The 10,601-nt window shown below is 60.2% G+C and carries 10 protein-coding genes; 8 read left to right on the forward strand and 2 right to left on the reverse strand.

The annotated features are described in order from the left end of the window. Positions 1-100 precede the first annotated feature (100 nt). The 8 genes from eat (at position 101) to PspS34_RS24770 (ending at position 7,829) form a co-directional block, all read left to right on the forward strand. Positions 101-1,474, forward strand: coding sequence for an ethanolamine permease (eat, locus tag PspS34_RS24735; RefSeq protein ID WP_057713144.1), 1,374 nt, complete (start codon positions 101-103; stop codon positions 1,472-1,474). A gap of 190 nt (positions 1,475-1,664) precedes the next feature. Then, complete coding sequence (locus PspS34_RS24740; RefSeq protein WP_154862110.1) at positions 1,665-3,059, forward strand: ethanolamine ammonia-lyase subunit EutB; 1,395 nt, start codon at positions 1,665-1,667, stop codon at positions 3,057-3,059. Positions 3,060-3,067: 8 nt separating this feature from the next. Continuing rightward, positions 3,068-3,892 (forward strand): ethanolamine ammonia-lyase subunit EutC, encoded by an 825-nt coding sequence (gene eutC, locus PspS34_RS24745; protein ID WP_154862109.1) that lies wholly within the window; start codon positions 3,068-3,070, stop codon positions 3,890-3,892. Positions 3,893-4,006: 114 nt separating this feature from the next. Further along, on the forward strand, positions 4,007-4,468 hold the full coding sequence (locus PspS34_RS24750; RefSeq protein ID WP_007990572.1) for a GNAT family N-acetyltransferase: 462 nt from the start codon (positions 4,007-4,009) through the stop codon (positions 4,466-4,468). 270 nt (positions 4,469-4,738) lie between these two features. Continuing rightward, positions 4,739-5,395, forward strand: coding sequence for a DedA family protein (locus PspS34_RS24755; protein ID WP_090451611.1), 657 nt, complete (start codon positions 4,739-4,741; stop codon positions 5,393-5,395). Positions 5,396-5,399: 4 nt separating this feature from the next. Continuing rightward, positions 5,400-6,212 (forward strand): zinc-dependent peptidase, encoded by an 813-nt coding sequence (locus PspS34_RS24760; RefSeq protein WP_154862108.1) that lies wholly within the window; start codon positions 5,400-5,402, stop codon positions 6,210-6,212. A gap of 113 nt (positions 6,213-6,325) precedes the next feature. Beyond that, on the forward strand, positions 6,326-6,853 hold the full coding sequence (gene ppa, locus PspS34_RS24765; RefSeq protein WP_007990564.1) for an inorganic diphosphatase: 528 nt from the start codon (positions 6,326-6,328) through the stop codon (positions 6,851-6,853). Positions 6,854-7,082: 229 nt separating this feature from the next. Further along, complete coding sequence (locus PspS34_RS24770; RefSeq protein ID WP_057713140.1) at positions 7,083-7,829, forward strand: S24 family peptidase; 747 nt, start codon at positions 7,083-7,085, stop codon at positions 7,827-7,829. 336 nt (positions 7,830-8,165) lie between these two features. Here the strand turns inward: PspS34_RS24770 and PspS34_RS24775 are convergent, their stop codons facing one another. Next, positions 8,166-8,978 (reverse strand): DUF2135 domain-containing protein, encoded by an 813-nt coding sequence (locus PspS34_RS24775; RefSeq protein ID WP_154862107.1) that lies wholly within the window; start codon positions 8,976-8,978, stop codon positions 8,166-8,168. Between the two features lie 3 nt (positions 8,979-8,981). Then, positions 8,982-10,601, reverse strand: a complete 1,620-nt coding sequence (locus PspS34_RS24780) for a DUF2300 domain-containing protein (RefSeq protein ID WP_154862106.1) — start codon at positions 10,599-10,601, stop codon at positions 8,982-8,984.

Raw genomic sequence — 10,601 nt, forward strand, 5'->3', positions numbered from 1 at the left:
GCTCTGGCACGGGCCTTGCGTACCCGTCATTCAGGAATTGCACCCAACCCGTCGCACCCGAAAGTCCAAAAGATCGAACAATAAAAATTAGAGAGGACTTATGACTATTTCTTCCACACAGCTCAAACCCACACTCGGCACCCTGCATTTATGGGGCATTGCCGTCGGCCTGGTGATTTCCGGCGAGTACTTCGGCTGGAGTTACGGCTGGGGCACCGCAGGCACACTGGGTTTTCTCGTCACCGCGTTGATGGTGGCGACGATGTACACCTGCTTCATCTTCAGCTTCACCGAACTGACGACGGCGATTCCCCACGCTGGCGGGCCGTTTGCCTACAGCCGCCGGGCCTTTGGTGAGAAAGGCGGGTTGATCGCCGGCATCGCCACCCTGATCGAATTCGTCTTTGCGCCACCGGCAATCGCCATGGCCATCGGCGCCTACCTCAACGTGCAATACCCGGAACTGGACCCGAAGATCGCCGCCGTTGGCGCCTATTTCGTGTTCATGGGCCTGAATATCCTCGGTGTCAGCATCGCGGCCACCTTCGAGTTGGTGGTCACCGTGCTGGCGGTCGCTGAGTTGCTGGTATTCATGGGCGTGGTCGCCCCGGGCTTCAGCTTCAGCAACTTCGTGCTCAATGGCTGGTCGGGTTCGAACGAGTTCACGATGGGCTCGATTCCCGGGATTTTTGCGGCGATCCCCTTTGCGATCTGGTTCTTCCTCGCCATCGAAGGCGCGGCCATGGCCGCCGAGGAAGCCAAGGACCCGAAACGCACGATCCCCAGAGCCTATGTCAGCGGCATTCTGACCCTGGTGTTCCTGGCCATCGGCGTGATGGTGATGGCCGGCGGCGTCGGCGACTGGCGTCAACTGTCGAACATCAACGATCCGCTGCCCCAGGCGATGAAAGCCGTGGTCGGCGATAATTCGACCTGGATGCACATGCTGGTATGGATCGGTCTGTTCGGTCTGGTGGCAAGTTTCCACGGGATCATTCTTGGCTATTCCCGGCAGTTCTTCGCCCTGGCTCGCGCCGGTTACCTGCCCAAGGGGCTGGCCAAACTCTCGCGCTTCCAGACGCCGCATCGGGCGATTCTGGCCGGCGGCGTGATCGGCATCGCGGCGATCTACAGCGACGGCCTGGTCAACCTGCAAGGCATGAGCCTGACGGCGGCGATGATCACCATGTCGGTATTCGGCGCCATCGTGATGTACATCATCAGTATGCTGAGCCTGTTCAAGCTGCGTAAGACCGAACCGAACCTGGAGCGCACCTTCCGCGCGCCGGGCTATCCGATCGTGCCGGGGATCGCGCTGTTCCTGGCGGTGGTGTGCCTGGTGGCGATGGCCTGGTTCAACACCTTGATCGGCCTGGTTTTCCTCGGCTTTATGGTTGCCGGGTACCTGTACTTCCAGTTGACTGCCAAGCAACGTTCCGAGGCACCGGCAGACGCTATGCTCGAAGGTATCTAAATGCACCGGCACCGGGCTCACTGCCCGGTGCCGGCCATATTGAAGTGCACGCAGTTCCCATGTGGGAGCGGGCTTGCTCGCGAAGGCAGCGTGTCAGTCGACATTTATTTTGAATGACACACCGCATTCGCGAGCGAGCCCGCTCCCACAGGAAAAGCAGATCGCAGTAATTATTGGAGGACTCCGCCCCATGGCCGCATTCGCCCATTCCGTCGGCGCCCAGACCTATCGCTTCGACAGCCTCAAGGATGTGATGGCCAAGGCCAGCCCGGCGCGCTCCGGGGATTTTCTGGCCGGCGTCGCGGCCCTCAATGACGGCGAGCGCGTCGCGGCACAGATGACTTTGGCCGACATTCCGCTATCCCACTTCCTGCAAGATGTTTTGATTCCCTATGAGTCCGATGAAGTCACCCGCCTGATCATCGACACCCACGACAAACAAGCCTTCTCGGTCGTCAGCCACCTTACCGTCGGCGGCTTTCGCGATTGGCTGCTCAGCGATGCCGCCGACGAGCAGGTTCTGCGCGCCCTCGCCCCCGGCCTGACCCCGGAAATGGTTGCCGCCGTATCGAAGATCATGCGCGTGCAGGATCTGGTGCTGGTGGCGCAGAAAATCCGTGTGGTCACGAAATTCCGCGGCACCCTCGGCCTGCGTAGGCGACTGTCCACGCGCCTGCAACCGAACCACCCCACCGACGAACCGGCCGGTATCGCCGCAAGCATTCTCGACGGCCTGCTGCACGGCAACGGCGATGCCATGATCGGCATCAACCCGGCCACCGACAGCATCGCCTCGATTTGCGCCATGCTGGAAATGCTCGACGCGATCATCCAGCGCTACGAAATCCCGACCCAGGCGTGCGTGCTGACCCATGTCACCACGTCGATCGAAGCGATCAATCGCGGTGTCCCATTGGACCTGGTGTTCCAGTCGATCGCCGGCACCGAAGCGGCCAACGCCAGTTTCGGCATCAACCTCAATATATTGCAGGAAGGTTACGACGCAGGTTTGAGCCTCAATCGCGGCACGCTGGGCCAGAACCTGATGTACTTCGAAACCGGTCAGGGCAGCGCGCTGTCAGCCAACGCCCATCACGGCGTCGATCAGCAAACCTGCGAAACCCGGGCCTACGCCGTGGCGCGGCATTTCAAACCGTTTCTGGTGAACACCGTCGTCGGCTTCATCGGCCCGGAATACCTGTACAACGGCAAACAGATCATCCGCGCCGGCCTCGAAGACCACTTCTGCGGCAAATTGCTCGGTGTGCCCATGGGTTGCGACATCTGCTACACCAACCACGCCGAAGCCGACCAGGACGACATGGACACCCTGCTGACCCTGCTGGGCGTCGCCGGGATCAACTTCATCATGGGCATCCCCGGCTCCGACGACATCATGCTCAACTACCAGACCACTTCGTTCCACGATGCGCTCTACGCCCGACAGACCCTGGGGTTGAAGCCCGCACCGGAATTCGAACAGTGGCTGGCGAGAATGGGCATCTTCACTCAAGCCGATGGCAGGGTTCTCTTCGGCGACAGCCTGCCGCCAGCCTTCCGGCAGGCCTTGGCGCAACTGGGATGAGCATTGACATGGATAAATTACCCTTCGATCCACACAACCCTTGGCTGGAGCTACGACGCCTGACGCCGGCACGAATTGCCCTGGGCCGCACCGGCACCAGCATTCCCACCCGCGCACAACTGGACTTCCAATACGCCCACGCTCAAGCGCGGGATGCGGTGCACTTGCCGTTTGACCATGCCTCCCTCAGCGCGCAATTGGCCGAGCGTGATCGCGAGTACCTTTTGCTGCACAGTGCGGCGACGGATCGCAACACGTACCTGCAACGCCCCGACCTGGGGCGAAAACTCAGTGATGCCTCGGCGCAGGCCCTGCGTGATTACGCGGCGGCTCATCCGGGAGGCGTGGACCTGGTGATCGTGGTCGCCGACGGCCTGTCGGCATTGGCCGTTCATCGCCATACCCTGCCGTTTCTGGCGCGCTTCGAAGAGCAAATGACCGGCGACAGCTGGACTGTTGCGCCAGTCGTACTCGTAGAACAGGGCCGGGTGGCCGTCGCCGATGAGATCGGTGAGTTGCTTGGCGCAAAAATGACCGTGATCCTCATCGGCGAGCGCCCTGGTCTCAGCTCCCCGGACAGCCTGGGATTATATTTCACCTACAATCCCAAGGTCGGCCTTACCGATGCCTACCGTAATTGCATCTCCAATGTCCGGCTCGAAGGCCTGAGCTACGGCATGGCGGCACACCGTTTGCTGTATTTGATGCGCGAAGCCTGCCGGCGGCAGTTGTCAGGGGTCAATCTGAAGGACGAAGCGCAGGTTCAGACACTGGACTCGGACACGGGAGGCGACATGAAAGGAAATTTCCTGCTCGGACCGCCGAATGCCTGAATCGCTTGCGCATTGCACATTCGTACCAGTTTCAGGCAGGATCGTTGCGCGGCCGCCAAGGGTTTCCCATCGCCGTCAGAGACGTAAGACAGCCACTTGAAGACGAGACCTACCATGCGGATTATTCAAGCGACCCTCGAACACCTGGACCTGCTGACCCCCTTGTTCGTCAAATATCGCGAGTTTTATGGTTCCCTGCCGTATCCGGACTCGTCCCGGGCGTTCCTCGAAAAACGCCTGCGTCGCAAAGAGTCGGTGATCTACCTGGCGCTGTCCGATGATGACAGCAACAAACTGATGGGTTTCTGCCAGCTGTACCCGAGCTTCTCCTCGCTTTCGCTCAAACGCGTGTGGATCCTCAACGATATTTATGTCGCCGAAGACGCCCGCCGCCAGTTGGTGGCCGACAACCTGATCCGCACCGCAAAAAAAATGGCCAAGGAAACCAATGCCGTGCGCATGCGTGTTTCCACCAGCAGCAACAACGAAGTCGCGCAGAAAACCTACGAGTCCATCGGATTCAAGGAAGACACCGAATTCAAGAACTACGTGCTGCCGATCAGCGACGAACTCTGAATCACCTGCACCCTGCTCGCGATGGCATCGACTGGATTACAATGGTCCAACGAAGTAACGGCATCGTGAGCAGGCTCGCTCCCACCTGTTCGTTATCAAACATCAGCCCTGTCATGACATTCCCCGCTACAATCTCGACGCGATTTTCACCACTCGCCTCGTATAATCCCGATATTCCCGGCTTGTAAGAAAAACTACCCCTATCTGTAGTCTTACGCGAAGTCATCCGCACAGGTCTGCTGAGTCGGACCGTCACCACAGGTGCTTTCCATGGATTTCAACCCGATCGACATTGTCCTGCATCTCGACGTCTACCTCGACATGCTTGTAACCAACTACGGGGCATGGATCTACGCCATTCTGTTCATGGTGATCTTTTGTGAAACCGGCCTTGTGGTCATGCCCTTCCTGCCGGGCGACTCCCTGCTGTTCATCGCTGGCGCCGTGGCGGCCGGTGGCGGCATGGATCCGGTACTGCTCGCTGGCCTGCTGATGCTGGCGGCGATCCTGGGCGACAGCACCAACTACATCATCGGACGAACGGCAGGTGAAAAGCTGTTCAGCAATCCGGACTCGAAGATCTTCCGTCGTGACTACCTGCAACAAACCCACGACTTCTACGACAAGCACGGCGGCAAAACCGTGACCCTGGCGCGCTTCCTGCCGATCATCCGTACTTTTGCACCGTTCGTCGCCGGCGTGGGGAGAATGCCTTATCCGCGTTTCTTTGCCTTCAGCGTGCTGGGCACCATCCTATGGGTCGGCGGCCTGGTGACGCTCGGTTACTTCTTCGGCAACGTGCCGTTCATCAAGAAGAACCTGTCGCTACTGGTAGTCGGCATCATCCTGCTCTCGCTGGTGCCGATGATCATTGGCATGGTGCGTAACCGCCTTGCCGGTTCGAATTCCAAAGCCGAATCGCGCTGACACGATGTGGTCCCTGAGCGCCTGGCGTCGCCGGCGCACCCTGGCAAAACACCCGATTGCCGACGACATGTGGCAACGGGTGCGCCATCACCTGAGTTTTCTCGATGGCATCAGCGCCGCCGAAGACCAATGGCTGCGCGAAGCCAGCGTGCTGTTCCTCGAAGACAAGCACCTGAGCGCCCTGCCCGGTGTCGAACTGCATCAGGAACAACGCTTGCTGCTCGCCGCCCAGGCGCAATTGCCGCTGCTGCACCTCGGCAACCTGAACTGGTATCAGGGCTTCCACGAAATCATCCTCTACCCAGACGACTTCCTCAGCCCCCAGCGCCATCGCGATGCCAGCGGTGTCGAGCACGAATGGGACGGTGAGCACAGCGGTGAAGCCTGGCAGCAAGGCCCGATCATCCTCGCCTGGCCCGGCGTAATGGCCAGCGGAGGCTGGGAAGGCTACAACCTGGTGATCCACGAACTGGCGCACAAGCTCGACATGCTCAACGGCGTCGCCAACGGCCTGCCGCCGCTGCATGCCGATATGCGCGTCAGCGACTGGGCCAACGTCATGCAAGAGGCCTACGACGACCTCGACCGGCAACTGGAACGCAATCCCGATGCCGAAACCGCCATCGATCCGTATGCCGCCGAAAATCCTGCCGAGTTCTTCGCCGTCACCAGCGAATACTTCTTCAGCGCCCCGGATTTGCTGCACGAGGCTTATCCACAGGTGTACCAGCAGTTGAAGCTGTTCTATCGCCAGGATCCGCTGGCGAGGTTGAAGCAACTTCAGGCGCATGACCCTGTCTATCAGGCACACCAGTGAGCGCCATACGACTTCTGGTCCATGGCGTCGACACAGGAATATGCCTATAATCGCCGCCACTTTTTGGTCAATCCGGCCAAGTGTTTTTGGTCAACTAACGGGGGCAACGCCCAATGAGCTACAGCAAGATTCCGGCTGGCAAAGACCTGCCGAACGACATCTACGTCGCGATCGAGATCCCGGCCAACCACGCGCCGATCAAATACGAAATCGACAAAGACAGCGATTGCCTGTTCGTTGACCGTTTCATGGCCACCCCAATGTTCTACCCGGCCAACTACGGTTACATCCCGAACACCCTGGCTGACGACGGTGACCCCCTCGACGTGCTGGTCGTAACCCCTTACCCGGTTGCTCCAGGTTCGGTGATCCGCGCCCGTCCGGTCGGCATCCTGAACATGACCGACGACGGCGGCGGCGATGCCAAAGTCATCGCAGTCCCACACGACAAGCTGTCCCAGCTGTACGTCGACGTGAAGGAATACACCGACCTGCCAGCGCTGCTGATCCAGCAGATCGAGCACTTCTTCGCGAACTACAAAGATCTCGAAAAAGGCAAATGGGTGAAGATCGAAGGCTGGGCCGGCGCAGACGCCGCCCGCGAAGCGATCACCAAGTCGGTTGCTGCCTACAAAGGCTAAGCCCGGCTGCAGGCTTTTAGCTGCAAGCGGCAAGAAAAACCCCGGATGATCCGGGGTTTTTTGTGGGTGCCTGAAAAGCACACCAAACACTACGTTTAAACACACCTTCCCATGGTTTTTGCTTGTTTAAAATTCCCCTGGAGCGTCTTACATCCGGTCGTAAATTTCCCGCAAAATTTGAACGAGGCGTTTATTCAAACCCTTGTTAGCCGCCAGTAGACTCGCGTTCATGAAAAAGAACACTAGCGGCCCACGCTTCAAAGCGCTCCTCGAAGCAGCGAACATCACGACCACCGGATTTGCCGAATTCCTGGATACGGCTCCGCAAAATGTACATAACTGGTACACCCGCGGTGTGCCTGCCCATTGCATGGAAGAAGTCGCCAGAAAACTCTCCGTCAGCAGCGACTGGCTAAAAACCGGCGAAGGTTCGAAAGACGCCCAACACCTGCGCCTGCTCGACGAGTCCGGCAACACCTTCGATGCCCAGACCATCCGCGGTGTCTACACGGTCATAGAGCCTGTCGACGTCGAACTGCCATTCCTCAAAGAAGCTGTCACCGCCCCGGGATCCAACAAAACCCATGTCATAGAAGATCCCGAGAAATCCATCCGCCTGCCCCGCAGCCACCTCGACTCCCTGGAAATCAACCACGCCGACGCCATCTGCACCCTGATGAGCGGCAATAGCATGGGTGAGAAAATCGAGGATGGTTCGACCCTGGCGATTGACCGTGGCCTGACCCAAATTGTCGATGGCGAGATCTACGCCATCGAACACGACGGCATGCTGCGCATCAAGTACCTGCACCGACTACCGGGCAACTCCCTGCGACTGCGCAGCCACAACCGCGCCGAATATCCGGATGAAATCTTCAGGGCCGCACAGATCGAAGAGCAGAACATCAGGGTGCTGGGCTGGGTGTTCTGGTGGTCGACCCTGAACAAACGACGGCCGACGGTGCCCTTTCTTTAAGCGCTCCAGAACGCCCATCGGCCACCCACCCCGGTGGCCAAAGGCTCTGCCCGGCACTTCCCGCTGGGAATTTCCGTCAAACCTGAGTATGCTGCGCCCCACATTTGTGCATCGACCCGCCCTGCGGCTCAGATGCACTGGCCTGGCAGATGACTTTCTCACCAGGTCCCACAGCCGGACGCAAGATCCGGGTGTACGTTTTGAAGGCTGGCGCGGTTTACCAAAAATGATCCAAGCCAGTCCCCGAGAAGCCGGCCACAAGCCGGCTTTTTAATGCCTGAAAAAAGTTAACTGCCCAGAACCTGCATTTGTCTCAGCAGCGCTGTCACTTCCCCCTCACGGATAGCTGAACGCCTTCACCAACGTCAACTCCCCCACCGCGCGCATCGGCACCAGGAACGTCTCCATCTTCTCGTTCGGCGTGCCTTCCTCGGTAATCACCGTCACCTGCGCCGTGGTCAGCGCTTGCACCGCGTCTTCCTGCCCCTCCTCATCACTGCTGTAACCGCCGCCGAAGTAGTTCACGTAGACCAGATATTGCCCCTTGATCGGCGCAGGCATGGCGAAGATTTCCGGGCCGTAGCCGGTGGTGACGTCGACGTCGAGCGCTGCGCCGTTGGGGACGACGCGCTCGCCGTACCAGATGTGCGCGCCGTCGGGGGTGATCAGGTGCAGGTCGAGGTCGGTGTTGTCGCTGTCCCAGGACAGCAAAACGCGCAATTTGGCCGGGGTCGCGCCGCCGCTGCTGTTGAGCAATTGCGTGCGATGACGTTGTTGGCCATCGGGGCTGCGAACCTCGATGCTGTTGCTGCCGTTGGGGAATGAAAACGGGCGATCGAAACGGCCGGCCGGGTCGATTTTCAGCGGCATGCTCACCCCGTTGACGATCAGTCGGCCGGGCTCTGTGGATTTGGCTGTAGCTTTGATCTGCCCGCTGATGCGAGCCGTGTTGGCCTGCCCTGTCGGGGTATTCACCGATGAAGCCGGGTAGTTGACGGTCTGCCGGAAGTTTTCCCCTTCGCCCCCGGGCGCGCCGGTGCGCCAGCCGCCTGCGGGGGTGTCGAGTTTGACGCTGTCAGCCGCCATCACCGATGGCAACGCCACCAGCGAACAGAGCAACAGCAAGACCTGTGGATAACGGAGTTTCATGGTCTATTCCAGCAAGAGGTGGCGGGCGAGCCCTTCGATGTAGGTTTCATCCTGGCCATTGGGGTGTGCTTCGAAGGCCAGGTGCAGGTATTCGTGGGTCAGGTCGAGGCGGTCTTGCAGTGTCTGCGCGCCACGCACGTAGATGCGCTGGCGTTCGCGGTCGACATAGGGGCGGCCGAATGCCAGGCGGCATACGGCGAAGGTGCTGACTTCGTTGTAGCCGGTTTCGCTTTCAAGTTTTTGGCGCCAGCCGCGCCGTTGTTTCTGCAGCCATTCTTGTGCGGCGGGCAACGCTTCGCAGGACGCGACCGGGTTGTCCCAGCGACTGAGACTGGCGCGTGGGTAGGCGTGCAGCAGGATGGCGTCGTAGCGCTGGCCGGCACGGGCCTGTTCGACGGCTTGCTGCCAGGACAGTTTGTCCGGGCCGGGTTGATCGGAGTGATAGGTGACGGTGCTGCCAGCCAGGACCAGGTCGCTGGTCCATGCGGCGATGTCGCGAGACTCGGGCGACGCCGGACGCGGCGCGACTCGCTGACGGCTGCTGCTGTCGTCGATGCTCAGGCAGTCACCGCTGCGCGTGGCGTTTTGCAGCAGGTAAGTGCGGATGGCCACGGCCAGGGCTTTGGCGGCTTCGACCGGTTCGGTACTGGCTTCGCGCTGGAGCACACGGGCAACGTACTCTTCGCGATCCAGGCGAGCCACGAGCTTGTCGTTCAGCAGAAACAGTTCGCCGTCGCTGTGGATATCCAGCGCATTACCATTGGCGAATTCAACACGGTAGTCGCCCTGCAACGCTCCGGAAGTCACCGCGGTGCCCTCCGACAGCACGCGCCGAAGTGGGTAGCGGGAGAACAGGTCGACCTCTACGCATTGCCCTGCATCCGCAGGCCATGAAACAGGCATCGCCGTAGACAGTGCTTGCGCGTAATCCCGCAGTACCCGCTGACTGGTGCCCCGTCCTCCGGCCCAGACCGCTGTGCCATCCGCCGTCCAACCGGCGAACCCGCCCTGGCGCGATGTTGCATCCTGATCTGCCAGCCAGCTCCAGGTCTTTACTCGCAGGCGGCTTCCGAGATCGCCGACGACATGGCCATCGGCGGCGTTGAGCACCACATCGAGCAACACACGCCGGGCTTGTTCCTGTGCCGGCAGTACCGACAGCACCTTCAACAGTTCCGCCACCGAAACTCGGGTAGCCGGTTGCAACGAAGGCAAATCCAGCAGCCATTGCGGCGCTTGCCGCGTCTGCCAATAGGCTCGCCAGTCGGCATCGCTGATGCCCAACCGCGCGGGTTCGAAATACAGACCGCATGACTTCACCAACGCCTGATCACGCTCGATCCTGCCGCCCGCCGTGCAGCAATAAACCTCTTCCTTCGACTGGCCCCGGCATTCATAAGCCGGCTCACGCGCGCCGGTGTCCACCAGCCAGGCGTAGACGAACAACTTCCACACACTGCCCAATGGCGACTGCAGCGTCTGCGGCAACGGCTCGCGGGTGATCACCTGCGTTCGACTCAGCGACAACAAATCGCCCTTGAAGGCCAGGCGCAAAGGTTCGTCCTGCGCCGTTGCCAGCACAGGGATCAAACACAACAACCAAGCTGTCAGCCGCCTGTGCAC

The sequence above is a fragment of the Pseudomonas sp. S34 genome (assembly GCF_009866745.1).
GTDB classification, from domain to species: domain Bacteria; phylum Pseudomonadota; class Gammaproteobacteria; order Pseudomonadales; family Pseudomonadaceae; genus Aquipseudomonas; species Aquipseudomonas jessenii.

Excerpts from the sequence above, each read along its gene's own strand:
- PspS34_RS24750 (WP_007990572.1), top strand. The coding sequence starts at position 4,007 with ATGCGGATTATTCAAGCGACCCTCGAACACCTGGACCTGCTGACCCCC.
- PspS34_RS24740 (WP_154862110.1), top strand. The coding sequence starts at position 1,665 with ATGGCCGCATTCGCCCATTCCGTCGGCGCCCAGACCTATCGCTTCGAC.
- PspS34_RS24770 (WP_057713140.1), top strand. The coding sequence starts at position 7,083 with ATGAAAAAGAACACTAGCGGCCCACGCTTCAAAGCGCTCCTCGAAGCA.
- PspS34_RS24775 (WP_154862107.1), bottom strand. The coding sequence starts at position 8,978 with ATGAAACTCCGTTATCCACAGGTCTTGCTGTTGCTCTGTTCGCTGGTG.
- PspS34_RS24760 (WP_154862108.1), top strand. The coding sequence starts at position 5,400 with ATGTGGTCCCTGAGCGCCTGGCGTCGCCGGCGCACCCTGGCAAAACAC.
- ppa (WP_007990564.1), top strand. The coding sequence starts at position 6,326 with ATGAGCTACAGCAAGATTCCGGCTGGCAAAGACCTGCCGAACGACATC.
- PspS34_RS24755 (WP_090451611.1), top strand. The coding sequence starts at position 4,739 with ATGGATTTCAACCCGATCGACATTGTCCTGCATCTCGACGTCTACCTC.
- eat (WP_057713144.1), top strand. The coding sequence starts at position 101 with ATGACTATTTCTTCCACACAGCTCAAACCCACACTCGGCACCCTGCAT.
- eutC (WP_154862109.1), top strand. The coding sequence starts at position 3,068 with ATGGATAAATTACCCTTCGATCCACACAACCCTTGGCTGGAGCTACGA.